18 protein-coding genes, 1 tRNA gene and 1 pseudogene are annotated in these 17235 nt (G+C 63.1%); 6 read left to right on the top strand and 14 right to left on the bottom strand.

The genetic code is table 11. The features are described 5' to 3' along the window. Position 1: 1 nt before the first annotated feature. Genes AC1RRP_RS07510 through AC1RRP_RS07490 form a run of 5 tightly spaced genes read left to right on the top strand, consistent with a single transcriptional unit; the run spans position 2 to position 3699 of the window. The gene (locus AC1RRP_RS07510; RefSeq protein ID WP_493034729.1) at positions 2-1219 is read left to right on the top strand and encodes a type II secretion system F family protein; all 1218 of its coding nucleotides are present in this window, start codon (positions 2-4) and stop codon (positions 1217-1219) included. Next, a complete protein-coding gene (locus tag AC1RRP_RS07505) occupies positions 1219-2061 on the top strand; it encodes a prepilin peptidase (RefSeq protein ID WP_493034727.1) in 843 nt (280 codons plus the stop codon). The genes AC1RRP_RS07510 and AC1RRP_RS07505 overlap by 1 nt, the downstream gene beginning before the upstream one ends. A 3-nt stretch (positions 2062-2064) precedes the next feature. Next, positions 2065-2673, top strand: coding sequence for a dephospho-CoA kinase (gene coaE, locus AC1RRP_RS07500; RefSeq protein WP_493034725.1), 609 nt, complete (start codon positions 2065-2067; stop codon positions 2671-2673). Positions 2674-2695: 22 nt separating this feature from the next. Beyond that, complete coding sequence (gene zapD, locus AC1RRP_RS07495; protein ID WP_493034723.1) at positions 2696-3451, top strand: cell division protein ZapD; 756 nt, start codon at positions 2696-2698, stop codon at positions 3449-3451. A gap of 29 nt (positions 3452-3480) precedes the next feature. Beyond that, the gene (locus AC1RRP_RS07490) at positions 3481-3699 is read left to right on the top strand and encodes a DNA gyrase inhibitor YacG (protein ID WP_493034721.1); all 219 of its coding nucleotides are present in this window, start codon (positions 3481-3483) and stop codon (positions 3697-3699) included. 15 nt (positions 3700-3714) lie between these two features. Here the strand turns inward: AC1RRP_RS07490 and AC1RRP_RS07485 are convergent, their stop codons facing one another. The 5 genes and pseudogenes from AC1RRP_RS07485 to AC1RRP_RS07465 form a co-directional block, all read right to left on the bottom strand. Continuing rightward, positions 3715-4188, bottom strand: coding sequence for an NUDIX domain-containing protein (locus tag AC1RRP_RS07485; protein WP_493034719.1), 474 nt, complete (start codon positions 4186-4188; stop codon positions 3715-3717). Further along, positions 4185-5063, bottom strand: coding sequence for an ATP-binding protein (locus AC1RRP_RS07480; RefSeq protein ID WP_493034717.1), 879 nt, complete (start codon positions 5061-5063; stop codon positions 4185-4187). Before AC1RRP_RS07480 ends, AC1RRP_RS07485 begins: the two co-directional genes overlap by 4 nt. A 5-nt stretch (positions 5064-5068) precedes the next feature. Further along, positions 5069-6298 (bottom strand): bifunctional glutamate N-acetyltransferase/amino-acid acetyltransferase ArgJ, encoded by a 1230-nt coding sequence (gene argJ / locus AC1RRP_RS07475; RefSeq protein WP_493034715.1) that lies wholly within the window; start codon positions 6296-6298, stop codon positions 5069-5071. Positions 6299-6336: 38 nt separating this feature from the next. After that, positions 6337-9081: a preprotein translocase subunit SecA gene (gene secA / locus AC1RRP_RS07470; protein ID WP_493034713.1), complete on the bottom strand. Its 2745-nt coding sequence runs from the start codon at positions 9079-9081 to the stop codon at positions 6337-6339. 370 nt (positions 9082-9451) lie between these two features. Continuing rightward, positions 9452-10396: pseudogene (locus AC1RRP_RS07465) on the bottom strand (peptidoglycan DD-metalloendopeptidase family protein); the annotation flags it as partial. Between AC1RRP_RS07465 and AC1RRP_RS07460 the strand changes: the two are divergent. Next, positions 10391-10738 (top strand): hypothetical protein, encoded by a 348-nt coding sequence (locus AC1RRP_RS07460; protein ID WP_493034711.1) that lies wholly within the window; start codon positions 10391-10393, stop codon positions 10736-10738. The pseudogene AC1RRP_RS07465 and the gene AC1RRP_RS07460 sit on opposite strands and share 6 nt — an antisense overlap. A 41-nt stretch (positions 10739-10779) precedes the next feature. On the opposite strand, the gene AC1RRP_RS07455 is transcribed toward AC1RRP_RS07460, so the two are convergent. The 9 genes from AC1RRP_RS07455 to AC1RRP_RS07415 all read right to left on the bottom strand — a co-directional run bounded on the left by AC1RRP_RS07455 (position 10780) and on the right by AC1RRP_RS07415 (position 17205). Next, positions 10780-10855, bottom strand: a tRNA-Thr gene (locus AC1RRP_RS07455). A gap of 73 nt (positions 10856-10928) precedes the next feature. Next, positions 10929-11438 (bottom strand): ClpXP protease specificity-enhancing factor, encoded by a 510-nt coding sequence (locus AC1RRP_RS07450; RefSeq protein ID WP_493034709.1) that lies wholly within the window; start codon positions 11436-11438, stop codon positions 10929-10931. Positions 11439-11449: 11 nt separating this feature from the next. Further along, positions 11450-12061, bottom strand: coding sequence for a glutathione S-transferase N-terminal domain-containing protein (locus AC1RRP_RS07445; protein WP_493034707.1), 612 nt, complete (start codon positions 12059-12061; stop codon positions 11450-11452). 156 nt (positions 12062-12217) lie between these two features. Continuing rightward, positions 12218-12973 carry a cytochrome c1 gene (locus AC1RRP_RS07440; RefSeq protein WP_493034705.1) on the bottom strand — a complete coding sequence of 252 codons (756 nt, stop codon included), beginning with the start codon at positions 12971-12973 and terminating at the stop codon, positions 12218-12220. Positions 12974-12989: 16 nt separating this feature from the next. Beyond that, on the bottom strand, positions 12990-14402 hold the full coding sequence (locus AC1RRP_RS07435) for a cytochrome b (RefSeq protein ID WP_493034703.1): 1413 nt from the start codon (positions 14400-14402) through the stop codon (positions 12990-12992). 11 nt (positions 14403-14413) lie between these two features. Then, positions 14414-15025 carry a ubiquinol-cytochrome c reductase iron-sulfur subunit gene (petA, locus tag AC1RRP_RS07430; RefSeq protein ID WP_493034701.1) on the bottom strand — a complete coding sequence of 204 codons (612 nt, stop codon included), beginning with the start codon at positions 15023-15025 and terminating at the stop codon, positions 14414-14416. A gap of 80 nt (positions 15026-15105) precedes the next feature. Then, complete coding sequence (gene pdxA / locus AC1RRP_RS07425; protein WP_493034699.1) at positions 15106-16173, bottom strand: 4-hydroxythreonine-4-phosphate dehydrogenase PdxA; 1068 nt, start codon at positions 16171-16173, stop codon at positions 15106-15108. A 1-nt stretch (position 16174) separates the two neighbouring features. Further along, entirely contained in the window at positions 16175-16933 is a 759-nt protein-coding gene (locus AC1RRP_RS07420; protein WP_493034697.1) for a Nif3-like dinuclear metal center hexameric protein, read from the bottom strand. Then, the gene (locus AC1RRP_RS07415; protein ID WP_493034695.1) at positions 16930-17205 is read right to left on the bottom strand and encodes a hypothetical protein; all 276 of its coding nucleotides are present in this window, start codon (positions 17203-17205) and stop codon (positions 16930-16932) included. Before AC1RRP_RS07415 ends, AC1RRP_RS07420 begins: the two co-directional genes overlap by 4 nt. Between the last annotated feature and the right edge of the window lie 30 nt (positions 17206-17235).

Genomic DNA, 17235 nt, shown 5'->3' with positions numbered 1-17235 from the left:
CATGGCAACAGCACAATCCAAGAACGCCAAGGAAGTGGTCTTCGAGTGGGAAGGCAAGGATCGCAACGGCAAGATGGTGCGCGGGGAGATGCGCGCCGCCGGCGAAAACCAGGTGCTCGCCTCGCTGCGCCGCCAGGGCATCATGCCCGGCAAGGTCAAGAAACGCCGGATGAGATCCGGCAAGAAGATCACTGCCAAGGACCTGACCTTGTTCACGCGCCAGCTGGCCACCATGATGAAGGCCGGCGTGCCCCTGCTGCAGGCCTTTGACATCGTGGGTCGCGGCAACGCCAACCCGAGCGTGACACGGCTGCTCAATGACATCCGCAACGACGTCGAGACCGGCACCTCGTTGAGCACCGCTTTCCGCAAGTACCCGATCTACTTCGACAACCTCTATTGCAACCTGGTCGAAGCAGGCGAGCAGGCCGGTATCCTGGACCAGCTGCTGGACCGCCTGGCGGTCTACATGGAAAAGACCCAGGCCATCAAGTCCAAGATCAAGTCGGCCCTCATGTACCCGATCTCGGTGGTCGTGGTGGCCTTCGTCGTGGTCGCCGTGATCATGATCTTCGTCGTCCCGGCCTTCAAGCAGGTCTTCTCTTCGTTCGGCGCCGACCTGCCAGCCCCGACGCTGATGGTCATCGCCATGAGTGAATTCTTCGTCGCCTGGTGGTGGCTGATTTTCGGCGGCATCGGCGGCGGCCTCTACTTCTTTTTCCAGGCCTGGCAGCGCAACCGCAAGATGCAGCAGGCCATGGATCGACTGATGCTGAAGATCCCCGTCTTCGGTGCCTTGATCGACAAATCGTGCATCGCGCGCTGGACCCGAACGCTCTCCACCATGTTCGCCGCTGGTGTGCCGCTGGTGGAAGCCCTGGACTCCGTGGGCGGTGCCGCGGGTAACTGGCTGTATGAAGAAGCCACCCTCAAGATCCAGCACGAAGTCTCCACCGGCACCAGCCTGACCGCGGCCATGGCCAATGCGCACCTGTTCCCGAGCATGGTCCTGCAGATGTGTGCCATCGGCGAGGAGTCCGGCTCGATCGACCACATGCTGGGCAAGGCGGCCGATTTCTATGAGGCCGAGGTGGATGACATGGTCGCCGGCCTCTCCAGCCTGATGGAGCCCATCATCATCGTGTTCCTGGGCACCATCGTCGGTGGCATCGTGGTCGCGATGTACCTCCCCATCTTCAAGCTGGGCCAGGTGGTCTGATGCTGGTCTCGCAGGTGTTCGATGCCGGCCTGGCCGGCGTGCTGGGGCTGATGATCGGTAGTTTCCTCAATGTGGTGATCTACCGCCTGCCAAAAATCATGGAACGGCAGTGGGCTGAGGAGTGCGCCGAACTCGCCGGCAAGGACTTGCCTCCGGCAGAAACCTTCAACCTGGTGCTGCCGCGTTCACGTTGCCAGAAGTGCGGCCACCAGATCCGCTGGTACGAAAACATCCCCGTGCTGAGCTATCTGTTTCTGCGTGGCAAATGCTCGGCCTGCGGCACACCGATCAGCCTGCGCTATCCCTTGGTCGAATTGACCACCGGCGCCCTGTTTTTCTACTGTGTCTGGAACTGGGGTGCCACCCCGATGGGTCTGGTCTGGTGTGGCTTCTCGGCGGCCATCGTCGCCCTGGCCTTGATCGACTGGGACACCACGCTGTTACCCGACAGCATCACCCAGCCCCTGCTCTGGGCCGGCCTCATCGCGGCGGCACTGAAGTGGAACAACGTGCCCCTGGCAGACGCCCTCTGGGGTGGCGTCGCCGGCTATCTGGCCTTGTGGCTGGTCTACTGGAGTTTCAAGCTGGTCACCGGCAAGGAAGGCATGGGGTTTGGCGATTTCAAGCTCTATGCCGCCCTGGGGGCCTGGTTCGGCTGGACCGCGCTGGTGCCCATCATCCTGATGGCTTCGGTGATCGGCGCCATCATTGGCATTGCCCTCAAATTCAGCACGGGTTTGCGTGAAGGCGGCTATGTGCCTTTCGGCCCCTTTCTGGCCGCCGCCGGGCTGACCGCCATGATCTTCGGGCCGCAAAGCATCCTGCGTTTTGTCGGGTTGTGAACGATGCGGGGCGTGACACGTCTCGGCCTCACCGGCGGCATAGGCAGCGGCAAGAGCACGGTGTCCGGCATGCTGGCCGAGCGCGGGGCCGCCATCATCGATGCCGATGCGATTTCACGCCAGACCACGGCAGCAGGTGGCCCTGCCATCGATGCCATCCGGCAGGCCTTCGGTCCGACCTTCATCACCACCGAAGGCGCCCTTGATCGGGACAGCATGCGCGCCCTGGCCTTCAGCGACCCCACGGCACGCCGACGGCTGGAACAGATCGTGCACCCGCTGGTCGGCCTGGAAACCCGGCGCCAGGCCGAGGCGGCCATCACGTCTGGCTACTGCTGCATCGTCTTCGACATCCCCCTGCTGGTCGAATCCGCCCACTGGCGTGCCCGGCTCGACCAGGTGCTCGTGCTGGACTGCCGACCCGAGACCCAGATCGAACGTGTGATGCGGCGCAGCGGGCTCAGCCGCGACGAGGTCGAGCGCATCCTCGCACAGCAGGTGAGCCGTCGCCTGCGCCTGCAGGCGGCCGACCACGTGATCTGCAACGAAGGCCTGGACCTGCCTGAACTGGCACGTCTGGTCGGGCTCCTGGCACGTCGCTTCGGGCTATGATTCGCCGTCCGGAAGTACCAGCGTGATCACCTACGAATATCCCTTCAACGAGCGCATCAGGACCTATCTACGTCTGGAGAACCTGTTCCGCCGACTGCTCGAGCTGGTCGCGCGCGACGAGGCACTGGACCACCACTACGCCCTGGCCAGCCTCTTCGAAGTCATGGACGTGGGCGCCCGTGCCGACCTCAAGGCCGACGTGCTGCGCGACCTGGACCGCCAGAAACAGATCCTCAACGGCTACCGTGGCAATCCGAGCATTGCCCAGTCCGTGCTCGACGAAGTCCTGCAACAGGTCGAGCAATGCTACAGCCAGCTCAACAATCTTTCGGGCAAGGCCGGTCACCACCTGACCGAGAACGACTGGCTCATGAGCATCCGCAGCCGCATCGGCATTCCGGGTGGCACCTGCGCTTTTGATCTGCCGGCTTACTTCGCCTGGCAACACCAAACAGGCGACCAGCGCCGTACCGACCTGCAACGCTGGATCGCCACCCTGACCCCCATCGCCGACGCCATCGGCCTGCTGCTGACGCTGCTGCGGGACTCTGGGGTTCCACAAAAAGTCATGGCACCGGGGGGGCAGTACCAGCAGCCCCTGCCCCAGGGACGCACATTCCAGTTGCTGCGCCTGACCATCGATCCGGCCTTGGGGCTGATTCCGGAAATCAGTGGCAACCGCCTGATCGTCTCGATCCGTCTGATGCGCCTTGAGGCCGACGACCGTCTGCATGCCAGCAACCAGGACGCGTCGTTCGACCTGACCTTGTGCTCCTGAGGCTTCGATTCCTGTAACACCATCGCGCCATGCAACGTCCCACTGACATATCAGCAGACCTGGCAAGACGGGTGACCTGCCCGACCTGTGGCGGCGACAGCGTCTACGCCCCCAGCAACCCTTACCGGCCCTTTTGCAGCGAACGCTGCAAGAAGAGGGATTTCGGCGCCTGGGCCAGTGAAGACTTCCGCATGCCAGCCGACGCACCACCGGATGACCAGGAATTCGGCGACCCCAAGCTGCAATAGCCTGCGCGCCGAAGTTCAGACCGAGGCGCGGGTCGCGCCGGAGTAAGCGCGCTCCTCGGCCAACCACTCCAGCACCGGAACGGCACCAGGCAGCACCGGGGTCATCTGGACCGGCAGCTGCTGCCACGCAAAGGACTGTCCTTCGCGCATCTGCAGCTCGCCATGCCAGGACGTCACCTTGCAGAAATTCAAGCGCACCAGCGCATGCGGATAGTCGACCAGCTCGCTCTTCCAGGGCTGGATCGCCAGTGCTTCAATCCCCAGCTCTTCATGCAACTCGCGCGTCAGGGCCTGGACCACGCTTTCACCCGCCTCCAGCTTGCCGCCCGGGAACTCCCAGTAGCCGGCATAGACCTTGCCATCCGGACGGGAGGTGAGCAGGAAACTCCCATCCGGCTGGACCAGCACACCCACTGCGACCTCGGTCACCGGCCGGTCGCCCCCCCCCTCGCGTGGACGGTGGCCATCGGCGACCAGGGTGGGCTTCATGCCTGGCTGCCGTGTTTGCCGGCGTAGTCCTTGGCGAACTGATAGGCCACGCGGCCACTGCGGGAGCCACGCTCCAGTGCCCAGACCAGCGCTTCGGGCTGCGCGGCTGCGATGGCGGATTGAGAGACACCGAAGGACGACAGCCATTGCGTCACGATGTTCAGGTACTCGTCCTGGCTGAAGGGGTAGAAACTGACCCACAGGCCGAACCGCTCGGACAAGGAGATCTTCTCCTCGACCACCTCACCGGGATGGATCTCGCCGTCCTCGGTGTGGCTGTAACTGAGGTTGTCCTTCATGTACTCGGGCAGCAGGTGCCGGCGGTTGCTGGTCACGTAGATCAGCACATTGGGCGTCGTGGCCGATACCGAGCCATCGAGGATGGACTTCAATGCCTTGTAACCTGGCTCGCCGTCTTCGAAACTCAAGTCGTCGCAGAAGACGATGAACTTTTCGGGACGCTGCGACACGGCCTCCACGATATCGGGCAAATCCACCATGTCGGACTTATCGACTTCGATCAGACGCAAACCCTGCCCGGCATAGGTGTGCAGGCAGGCCCGGATCAGCGAGGACTTGCCCGTTCCGCGCGCCCCGGTCAACAGCACGTTGTTGGCCGGCAGGCCACTCACGAACTGCTCTGTGTTGCGCTGGATCTTCTCTTTCTGCTGATCGATTTCCTTGAGATGTTCCAGCTTCATCGCACCCACGTGGCGCACCGGCTCGATGACGCCATGGCCCGAGCTGCGCTTGCGGTAGCGAAAGGCAATCGATGCCTCCCAGTCCGGCTGGCTCAGGGGCTGGGGCAGGATGGATTCGATGCGTGCCATCAGATGCTCGGCACGGAGCAGCAGGCGTTCAAGTTGGGACTGCATGAAGATCAGGAACGGTAGTCGGCGTTGATGCTCACGTACTCGTGGCTGAAGTCACAGGTCCAGACCGTATCCTCGGCTTGGCCACGCCCCAGCACCACACGCACCGTGATCTCGCTTTGTTTCATCACACGCTGGCCGTCCTCCTCGCGATAGGACGGGTTGCGTCCACCCTGCACGGCCACGTGCACCTCATCCAGGAAAAGATCAATGCGGCTCTGGTCCAGGTCGTTGATGCCGGCATAACCCACTGCCGCCAGGATGCGGCCCAGGTTCGGGTCGCTGGCGTAGAAGGCCGTCTTCACCAGGGGGGAGTGGGCGATGGCATAGGCCACCAGGCGACACTCCTCTGCATTCTTGCCACCCTGCACGCGGATGGTCATGAATTTGGTGGCGCCTTCGCCATCGCGCACGATCGCCTGGGCCAGCTTGCGTGCCACCTCGAGCATGGCCGCCTTGAGCTGCCGGCCCTCCGGGCTGTCCAGCGATTCGATCACCGGATGGGCCGCCTTGTTGCTGGCAATGACAACGAAGGAGTCGTTGGTGGACGTGTCACCGTCGACCGTGACACGGTTGAACGATCCATCGGCCAACTCGCGCGCCAGCTGCTGCATCACGGCGGGGCTGACACAGGCGTCGGTTGCCATATACCCCAGCATGGTGGCCATATTCGGGCGGATCATGCCGGCGCCCTTGCTGATGCCGGTGATACTGACCTTGGTGCCGGCGATAGTGACTTGTGCACCAAAGGCCTTGGGCACGGTGTCAGTGGTCATGATCCCCTCGGCCGCGCGCATCCAGTTGTCCTGGCGCGCATCGGCCAGTGCCGCCGGCAAGCCGGCCTCGATACGCTCGTGGGGCAAGGGCTCCATGATCACGCCCGTCGAGAACGGCAACACCTGCTCGGGCGCAATCTTCAGCTGTTTGGCCAGCGCCGCACAGGTGCTTCGCGCACGTGCCAGACCTTCCAGCCCGGTGCCCGCGTTGGCATTCCCCGTGTTGATCACCATCGCGCGGATACCGCGTCCCGCGGCAAGGTGCTCGCGACAGACTTGCACCGGTGCGGCACAGAAACGGTTTTGCGTAAAGACGCCGGCCACCGAAGCGCCCTCATCGAGCATGACAACCGTGAGGTCTTTTCGATTGGCCTTGCGTATACCGGCTTCAGTAACGCCGATGCGCACCCCTGCGATGGGAAAGAGTTCAGCCGGATTGGGAGCAGACAGGTTGACGGGCATGGTGCGACTCGTGAACGATGCGTGATACGAGGAAGGCGTCAGCTCAGCTTGCCGTGGCAATGCTTGTACTTCTTGCCGCTGCCGCAGGGACAGGGTTCGTTGCGGCCCACACGCGCCACGGCAGCCACCTGGGTTGCAGCGTCGACAGTGGTCACCACTTCGCCGGTTTCAGACGGCGCGGTATAGGTCACGTTGGCGATGTGTTCAGCCTTGCTCTCCATCGCCTCGGCCGCCTGCTCGATCTGCTCGCTGGACTGCACGCGCACCGTCATGAGCACACGCGTCACTTCATTCTTGACGGAATCCAGCAACTGGCCAAACAACTCGAAAGCCTCGCGCTTGTACTCCTGCTTGGGCTGCTTCTGCGCGTAACCACGCAAATGGATGCCCTGGCGCAGGTAGTCCAATGCGCTCAGATGCTCGCGCCATTGTGTGTCGATGCTCTGCAGCAGCACCATGCGCTCGAATTGGGTGAAATTGCTGGCGCCAACCTGCGTCACCTTGGCTTCGTACGCCGCATGCGCCGCTGCGATCACCTTTTCAAGGATGTCTTCATCGCTGATCGCGCTGGCATCCTGCACCAGGCTTTGCAGGGACAAGTCGAGCTGCCATTCGTCATGCAGCACCTTTTCAAGCGCTGGAAGATCCCATTGCTCTTCCACCGACTCTTCCGGCACGAATTGACGCACCAGATCGGTGAAACAGCCTTCGCGCAGCGAGGCAATCTGAGTCGCCAGGGCTTCCGCGTCGAGGATGGCATTTCGCTGCTGGTAGATCACCTTGCGCTGGTCATTCGCCACATCGTCGTATTCAAGCAGCTGCTTGCGGACATCGAAATTGCGCGCCTCGACCTTGCGCTGGGCACTTTCAATACTGCGTGTAACGATGCCGGCCTCGATGGCCTCCCCATCAGGCATCTTCAGCCTGTCCATGATGGCGCGCACGCGGTCGCCCGCAAAGATGCGCATCAGCGCATCGTCCAGGCTCAGGTAGAAACGCGAAGAGCCGGGGTCACCCTGGCGGCCGGAACGACCACGCAGCTGGTTGTCGATGCGACGTGATTCATGGCGCTCGGTGGCGATGATGCGCAGGCCGCCCAGAGCCACCACTTTCTCGTGCTCCTGGTTCCACTGCACGCGCAGCGCGTCGATCTTGTGCTGCTTGCTGCTCGGATCCAGCGATGCATCGGCTTCGATCCCCTCGATGGCCTTCTCCACATTGCCGCCCAGCACGATGTCGGTCCCGCGGCCCGCCATATTGGTGGCGATGGTGATCATCCTGGGACGCCCGGCCTGGGCGATGATGTCCGCCTCGCGTGCGTGCTGCTTGGCATTGAGCACCTGGTGCGGCAGCTTGGCCTTCTCCAGCAACTGCGCGATGATCTCCGAATTTTCGATCGAGGTCGTCCCCACCAGCACTGGCTGGCCCCGTTCGTAGCATTCGCGGATATCGGTGATGGCCGCCTCGTACTTCTCGCGCGTCGTCTTGTACACGCGATCGAGCTGATCGTCGCGGCTGCTCGGTCGGTTGGGCGGAATCACCACCGTCTCCAGGCCGTAGATCTCCTGGAACTCGTAAGCCTCGGTATCCGCCGTACCGGTCATGCCCGCCAGCTTGCCGTAGAGACGGAAATAGTTCTGGAAAGTGATGGAAGCCAGGGTCTGGTTCTCGGCCTGGATCGCCACGCCTTCCTTGGCCTCGACGGCCTGGTGCAGGCCGTCGCTCCAGCGACGACCGGTCATCAGACGGCCCGTGAACTCGTCGACGATCACCACCTCGCCGTTCTGGACCACATAGTGCTGGTCCCGGTGGTACAAGTGCCGTGCCCGCAGGCCGGCATAAAGATGGTGCACCAGGGTGATGTTGGCTGGGTCGTAAAGACTGGCACCTTCGGGCAGCAGGCCGGCCTGGGCCAGCAGGGCCTCGGCCTTCTCATGGCCCATCTCGGTGAGGAAGACCTGATGGCTCTTCTCATCCACCGTGAAATCGCCGGGCTTGATCACTCCCTCGCCGGTGCGAGGATCGGCTTCGCCCTCCTGGCGGGTCAGGCCCGGCACCAGCTTGTTGATGGCCAGGTACAGCGCCGTATGGTCTTCCGCCTGGCCACTGATGATGAGCGGCGTGCGCGCCTCGTCGATCAGGATCGAGTCGACCTCGTCGACGATGGCGTAGTTCAGGCCGCGCTGCACCCGGTCCACCACCTCGTAGACCATGTTGTCACGCAGGTAGTCGAAACCATATTCGTTGTTGGTACCGTAGGTGATGTCGGCGGCGTAGGCGGCCTGTTTTTCCTGGCGCGACATCTGCGGCAGATTCACACCGACCGTCAAGCCCAGGAAGTTGTACAGGCGCCCCATCCACTGGGCATCGCGATTGGCCAGGTAATCATTGACCGTCACCACGTGCACGCCCTTGCCTGTCAGGGCGTTCAGATAGACCGGCAGCGTAGCCGTCAGTGTCTTGCCTTCGCCGGTGCGCATTTCCGATATCTTGCCCTGGTGCAGCGACATGCCGCCCATGAGCTGCACATCGAAGTGACGCATCTTCATCACCCGCTTGGAGGCTTCCCTGACCGTAGCAAAAGCTTCCGGCAGCAGCGCTTCCAGGCTCTCGCCTTGGGCAACGCGTTCACGGAATTCGACGGTCTTGGCCTGCAAGGCACTGTCGTCCAGCTTTTCGAATTCCGGCTCCAGCGCATTGATGCGGGCTGCCACGCCGCGGTATTGTTTGAGCAGCCGGTCGTTGCGGCTGCCAAAAATTTTGGTGAGGATGTTGATGCCCATGAACGCCGCACCGCCCTGCCGGTCACAAAACCCGGCAGCGCCGTGCAATCCTTATCTGTCTAGTGGTGAGTGTCGCCAGTTAAAGCGACAGCAGTCCCCGGCGCCTTGCGGCATCGGGAGCGCGAAGCGCTTGATTCTACCTTTGTGCCGCTGGCGCGGCGGGTGCGGCAGCCACGGCCGGAGCGGCCGCAGGGGCGGCTGCGGCCGGCTTGGCGGAGGAGCCCGCCGGGACCGAGGCAGGTGTCGTACTCACAGGGGCTGGGGCCGTCAACGGAGCCGCCGGCCTGACGGTTGCCGGCAAGGTCGTCACGGGCGGTTTGGGCGCCGCGGCAGCCGGTGGTGGTGCGACCGGTGCCGGCGCCCTTGGGACCGGGGCAGCAGGGGCCAGTGCCAGCTGCTGCGCAGGCTGGCTGCGGCTGGCGTTCATGAACTTGTGCGGATCCTGAGGCACACCTCGCACCAAGACCTCAAAGTGCAGGTGCGGGCCGGTTGAACGCCCCGTGGTACCCACTTCGCCGATCTTCTGACCCCGCTTGATCAGATCACCCTTTTTCACGATGAGTTTGGACGCATGGGCATAACGGGTGACCAGGTCCTTGCCATGGTCGATTTCGACCATATTGCCGTAATCGGGGCGAAACTCCTGGGTCACCACCACACCGCCGGCTGCCGCCAGAATCGCCGTACCGGTCGTCGACTGGTAGTCAATGCCGGTGTGCAGGGCCGAGCGCCCGGTAAATGGGTCAATGCGCCAACCAAAGCCGGAGCCGGCGCCGCCGAATGCCACCGGGTGCTGGGTCGGGATCATCATGGAGCGAACTTTTTGTTCAAACAGGCGCGACTCGACCACCGCCATCAGATCGGTACGCTGCTCCGTCACCCGGTCCAGATCGGCCAGTGTTTTTTCCAGCTCTTCCATCGTCAGGGGGCGGCCCGACACCAGGGCACCACCCTGGCCAGGTTTGGCCCGGATGTCGGCGGGATTGATGCCGGCCAAACCGGAAACACGCTCGCCCAGGGATTCCAGCTGCAGCAGTTTGGCCTGCATTTCGCCAAGCCGACGGGCCATGACGTCGAGGTTTTCGCGCATGAAACGATCCCGCAGGGCGAATTCGTCCTTCACCACCAGCTTGACCAGCGCGCCAATCACGGGCCAGCCTTCACGCGCGCCCTTCAGAAACACCCAGTGGTACAGACCAGCGGCCACCAGCATCAGCGCGAAAGACAGGCTCAGGCCGACCAGCAGCAGCTTGGTACCACTCAGATGTATCGCACGGCTTTTGGCCAGCCATGCATCCGTGATAATCAAATGCATCTCTATTCCTTCTTTGCCCACAATCGAATGACGACCCGCCGCCATCAGTCAGTCACGCTGCTGCAGGCAACACAGGAATCGCCGATGCTGGCCCGCCTGAGCGAACTCAGCAAAGACTCCGTTGCCCGGCTCAAGGCTGTTGAAGCGATGATACCGGCCGTGCTGCGCTCTGCGGTCACGGCCGGGCCGATCGACGGTTCGAATTGGTGTCTGATTGTTAACAGCAATGCTGCTGCTGCCAAAATCCGCCAGCTTCTGCCAGCGATGGAGGCTCATTTGCGCACCAGAGGTTGGCAGGTTAGCGCAATTCGGCTCAAAGTTCAAATCCCGTCAGGGCGTTGAACGCGGCCGAAGCCGTCAAAGATGTGATTTTTGCCGTGAAATGGTGCCGATTGTCGGATTCGAACTGACGACCTACCGCTTACAAGGCGGTTGCTCTACCAACTGAGCTAAATCGGCACGCTGGCAATTTTACTGCACGGCCCAGAAGGCAAGAGAAGAGGCGACCCGCGCACCCCACCCGCAGGCCGTCCTATTTGACACGCTTGAGGGCGGGACGTGTGCCACCCGGCCGCGGTGGTTCAGGCTCGTCGCCCCCCTCATCGCGGACCGGCGCGACGCTGCTCAGGGCGGCTGCCGGGCTGGCAGCCGGCTCGGCTTCAACAGACGGGCCGACCGCACCGACTTCATCGGTCATCGGCGCGGGCTCATCCTCGTCCAAGGGGAAAGCCATGCCCTGCCCGCTTTCGCGCGCATAGATGGCCATGACGCGGTTCAGCGGGACCATGATGTCGCGGGCCACGCCGGCAAAGCGGGCCTTGAACTCGATGTAGTCGTTTCCCAGCTTCAAGGCACTGGTGGCGTCCATGCTGATATTGAGAACGATCTCGCCGTCCTTGACGTATTCACGCGGGACACGCACCGTGTCGTCGACCCGCACCGCCACATAAGGCGTCAGGCCGTTGTCGGTACACCACTCGTAAAGGGCGCGTATCAGATAGGGGCGGGTCGAAGTCGTCCCGCTGGCACTCGTCGTAGACACGGAAGCTGGCCCTACTTGCGCATCACCTTCTCGGAAGGTGTCAGGGCCTCGATATACGCAGGCCGCGAGAAGATGCGCTCTGCATATTTCAGCAGCGGCGCCGCATTCTTGCTCAGCTCGATGTCGTAGTAGTCCAGGCGCCACAGCAGCGGAGCGATCGCCACGTCCAGCATGGAGAAGTTCTCGCCCAGCATGTACTTGTTCTTCAGGAACACCGGGGCAAGCTGGGTCAGGCGGTCACGGATATGCGAACGCGCTTTTTCCAGGGCTTTTTCATTGCTCTTGGCGGCACGCGACTCGAGCGTGGACACATGCACAAACAGCTCCTTCTCGAAATTGAGGAGGAACAGACGCACGCGGGCACGGTCGACGGGATCGCCGGGCATGAGTTGGGGGTGCGGGAAACGCTCGTCGATGTACTCGTTGATGATGTTCGACTCGTACAGGATCAGGTCGCGCTCCACCAGGATCGGCACCTGGCCGTAGGGATTCATGACGCTGATGTCTTCGGGCTTGTTGTAGAGGTCGACGTCACGGATTTCGAAATCCATGCCCTTCTCGAAGAGGACAAAACGGCAGCGGTGGGAGAAGGGGCAAGTCGTGCCCGAGTACAACACCATCATGGGGGAAGCTCCTAAATATCAAAACCTAGCTTCAGGGCAGACTGATCTGTGAGCAGATCAGGTCGAAACTAAAAGAGTGGGTTGCATTGTCGCAAACCCACTCTATAAATAGCAAGTTTTGCACCGTTTTGGTGCAAAACTAATCGAAAAGAGCGCTTACTTGACGTCTTTCCAGTAAGCCGCGTTGAGTCGCCAGGCGATCAGGGTGAAGACCAGCAGAAAAAGCATGACCCAGACACCCACGCGCACACGCGTGTTCTGGGAGGGCTCGCCCATCCACTGCAGGAAGTTCACCAGGTCACCCACCGCCTGGTCGTACTGCAGGGGCGTCATGGTGCCGGGGGCCACCTGCTGCCAGCCCTTGAAGATCTCCACGTCGTGGCCGTGTTCCTTGCGGACCTCGAACAGCGGCCGGCGCTGGCCTTGCAGCTCCCACAGCACGTGCGGCATGCCGACACTGGGGAAAGCCAGGTTGTTCCAGCCCGTGGCCTTGGTCTCGTCGGGATAGAACGTGCGCAGGAAGGTGTAGAGGTAATCAGCACCGGTGCCGCCGTGGCCGGCGCGCGAGCGCGCGATCACGGTCAGGTCTGGCGGATTGGCACCGAACCACTCCTTGGCCTGCTTCGGATCGATGGCCGACTTCATGGTCTCGCCGACCTTGTCGGTCGTGAACAGCAGGTTGTCCTTGATCTGTTCGGTGGTGAAACCAATGTCCTGCAGGCGGTTGTAACGCATGTAGGCTGCCGAGTGGCAGTTCAGGCAGTAGTTGACAAAAAGACGGGCGCCGTTCTGCAACGAGGCATGGTCACTGGTGTTACCGGGCGCCTTGTCCCAGGCAATGCCGCCGCCGGAGGCATGGACGGCTCCGCTGAGAGCGAGGAAAGTGGTCAGGGCAAGAATGAATTTTTTCATTTTTGTAGTCTCCGGCTCAGTGGGCCTCGAAGGTCACGCGGCTGGGCACCGGCTTGGTCTGACCCAGACGACTCCACCAGGGCATCAAGAGGAAAAAGCCGAAGTAGAACAGGGTACCGACCTGCGATACGCGCTCGCCGATCGGCGATGGCGGCTGCACGCCCAGATAAGCAAGGATGACGAAGTTGATCACGAAGATGCCGTACAGGATCTTGTGCCAGTCCGGACGGTAGCGGATCGACTTGACCGGGCAGTTGTCCAGCCAGGGCAGGAAGAACAGGATGATGACGGCGCCGCCCATGACAAGCACACCCCAGAACTTGGCGTCGATGGCCAGCATCAGCGCGATCAGCACCAGCGCAGCACCCAGCACCACGCCCTTGCCCAGTGTCGAAAGCTGGGCACGCAAGGCGCCCAGGGCGGCAGCGAGCACCACACAGGCGATCAGCGCGTACATCATCTCGGTGGTGATGGCACGCAGCATCGAATAGTAGGGCGTGAAGTACCAGACCGGGGCGATATGCGCCGGGGTCTTGAGCGGGTCGGCCGGAATGAAGTTGTTGTACTCCAGGAAATAGCCGCCGAACTCAGGCGCGAAGAACACGATGGCTGAGAACACCATCAGGAATACGCTGACCCCCATGATGTCGTGCACCGTGTAATAGGGGTGGAAGGGGATGCCGTCCAGCGGCTTGCCCTTGGCATCCTTGGGCGCGTTCGGGCCCTTGATCTCGACGCCGTCGGGATTGTTCGAGCCGACATCGTGCAGCGCCAGCAGGTGGGCAACCACCAGGCCCAGCAGGACCAGCGGCACGGCGATCACGTGGAAGCTGAAGAAGCGGTTCAGCGTGGCGTCACCCACCACATAGTCGCCGCGGATCAGCAGGGCCAGGTCCGGACCGATGAAGGGGATGGCAGAGAACAGGTTCACGATCACCTGGGCGCCCCAGTAGGACATCTGACCCCAGGGCAGCAGATAGCCCATGAAGGCCTCGGCCATCAGCACCAGGAAGATGGCGCAGCCGAAGATCCAGACGAGCTCACGCGGCTTGCGGTAGCTGCCATAGATGAGACCGCGGAACATGTGCAGGTAGACCACCACGAAGAAGGCAGAAGCGCCGGTGGAGTGCATGTAGCGCACCAGCCAGCCCCAGGGCACGTCGCGCATGATGTACTCGACCGAACCGAAGGCCAGGGCGGCGTCCGGCTTGTAGTGCATGACCAGGAAGATGCCGGTCACGATCTGGATCACCAGCACCAGCATGGCCAGCGAGCCGAAGAAATACCAGAAGTTGAAGTTCTTCGGAGCGTAGTACTCCGACATGTGCACACGGTAGGCGTCGAACGCGGTCGGGAAGCGATTTTCCAGCCAGTTGGTGACCTTGGCCACCACCGGTGCGTCGGCAGCGATTTCCTTGAATTCAGCCATGTTCTTGTTCCTCAAGCCTTCTTGTCTTCACCGATCAGCAGCTTGCTGTCGGACAGGTACATATGCTGCGGCACTTCCAGATTGTCGGGCGCCGGTTTGTTCTTGAACACGCGGCCGGCCATATCGAAGGTCGAGCCGTGGCAGGGGCAGAGGAAACCGCCTTGCCAGTCGTCCGGCAACGAGGGCTGGGCGCCCGGCTGCAACTTGTCGGAGGGCGAGCAGCCCAGGTGAGAGCAGATGCCAACGCCGACGAAGATCTCGGGCTTGATGGAGCGGTGACGGTTCTTGGCGTACTCGGGGGTCGGGTAGGCCTTGCGATCGGAATTCGGGTCGGCGAGCTGGCTTTCCACCTTTTCCAGCGTGGCCAGCTGCTCGGGCGTGCGGCGCATGATCCAGACCGGTTTGCCGCGCCACTCGACGGTGACCTTCTCACCCGGCTTGAGGGCAGAGATGTCCACCTCGACCGCAGCACCGGCCGCCTTGGCGCGCTCGGAGGGCTGGAAGGTGCTGACAAAGGGAATGGCGGCTGCCACGCCACCTACGGTACCTGCACAACCAGTGGCAATCAGCCACGTCCGTTTGCTCGGGTCCATCTGACTCTTATCGGCAAGCGTGTCGCTCATGGAAATCCTCAATCAAGTCTACCGGGTTCGGAAGTTATATGCTTACTGACTTATATGACCATACAGATCAGCTGATGATTCTAGCCGACCTCCGGGCGCTTACTGCGTGCCCGAGCGAGACCGTGCGCCATGCGCAGCGCCTCGATCAGGCTGCGGGCATCGGCCTGGCCGGTCCCCGCGATGTCGAAGGCCGTCCCGTGGTCGGGGCTGGTGCGCACCAGCGGCAGACCGAGCGTGACATTCACTCCCTTTTCCACCCCCAAGTATTTGACAGGGATCAGTCCCTGGTCGTGATACATCGCGACCACCACATCGAACTCCCCGGGCTGGCCTGGTGCCGCACGCGCACGCATGAAGACCGTATCAGGCGCATAGGGCCCATGCACATCCAGGCCCTCGGCACGCGCCAGCGCCAGCGCCGGCGCAATAACGTCGCCCTCCTCCCGTCCGAAGAGCCCGCCTTCACCTGCGTGCGGATTCAGTCCGGCCACCGCGATGCGTGGCGTGCGGCCCAGCAACTGCGTCAAGGCCGCATGCGTGATGCGCAGCGTCTGAAGCACGTTGCCGAAGGTCACCGCCTCGATGGCCTGGCGCAGCGACACATGAATGCTGACCAGCACGGTTCGCAGTTCGTCATTGGCCAGCATCATCCGAACCGGAAGCTCGCCCACCGGCTTGCCGAGGAAGGTGGCTGCCTCGGCCTGTAACAGCTCGGTGTGGCCAGGGAAGGCATCGAAGGGCGGGCCGGCAGCCGCCAGCGCCTCCTTGTGCAGGGGCGCGGTGACCAGACCGGCAATCTCGCCGCGCAGCGCGGCCTGTGCCGCCCACACCACGCAACGCCCGGCCAGGCGGCCGGCCTCGGCGCTGATGCAGCCAAAAGGCGCGGGGGTCGCGGGGGCCGCGACCTGCAGCACCGGCAGGCAATGCGGCGGCGCTGTCAGCGCTTGCTCTGCGCTGTCCAGCAGCAGGAGCGGCTGGACAACCTCGCCGGCGCGCCGGATCAGCTGCGTGGCGCGACGCAGCGTCGCTGCGTCGCCCACCACGAAGCAGCCACGTGTCAGCTCCGGAGCATCGCGAAAGGCCTTGGCGATGATTTCAGGTCCGATGCCGGCGGCATCGCCCAGGGTGATGGCCAGCGGTCGCGTCATGTCAGGCCGGGTTGTCGATCTCGATGAACTCATGGACCAGCCCCAGTTGTGCCGCAACGTGCCCCGCCACGGCCGGCGCGCCATAGCGCTCGCTGGCGTGATGACCGCAGGCGATGAAAACGACGTCGCACTCGCGTGCGTAATGCGCCTGTGGCTCGGAAATTTCACCGGTGATGTAGGCGTCGGCACCGGCGGCAATGGCCGCCTCGAAATAACCCTGCGCGCCACCCGTGCACCAGGCGATCTTCTGGACGGGCTTGCCGGGATTTCCGACAACCGTGACCGCGCGCTGGAGTACCTGCCGCACCTGAGCGGCCAGTGCGCTTGCATCGGCAAACGCGCCCCCGTCGATGCGCTGCCCCAGGAAGCCGAGGTCCTGCTCACCGAAACGGACCTCGGCCCGCAACCCCAGCCGCGCCGCGAGCTGGGCGTTGTTGCCCAGTTCCGGATGCGCGTCCAGCGGCAGGTGATAGGCGTAGAGGTTGATGTCGTGCGCCAGCAGCAGGGCCAGGCGTTGTTTCATCCAGCCCGTCACACGGCCGTCCTGGCCGCGCCAAAAAAGGCCATGGTGCACGAAGATGGCATCGGCCTGGGCCGCAATCGCCGCCTCGATCAGGGCCCGGCTGGCCGTGACGCCGGAAACCATCTTGCGCACCGGCAGGCGCCCCTCCACCTGCAGGCCGTTGGGGCCGTAGTCGCGAAAGCGCTCGGGTTGCAGCAGGGCATCGAAGGCCTGCAAAAGCTGGATGCGGTCCGTCATGGCGCCGATTGTCGGTCAGTTTGTGCGGCCGCCTGGCCTGGCGACACCTCCAGACTGCAGTCGCAGCCCTGGCCGGCAGCAATCCAGCGGCCTGCCAGGCGCCTCAGCAGCGGCAGCAGGCCGGGCGCCAGCCAGCCCAGGCCCACTGGCAGGGCCGCGCGCAGCACCTCACGTGGCTGCACCATGGCACCACAACGGTACTGGCCCCCCGCCTCGTCCCAGCGCAGCGCCGTACAGGCGCCACGGCGCTGCCCTGACAGCAAAATGCCCAAGGGACAAGGCTCATGCAGACAGCAAACGCC

The organism is Hylemonella sp. GW821-FHT12C09, assembly GCF_058807395.1.
This window is presented reverse-complemented; position numbering and strand designations above follow the sequence as displayed.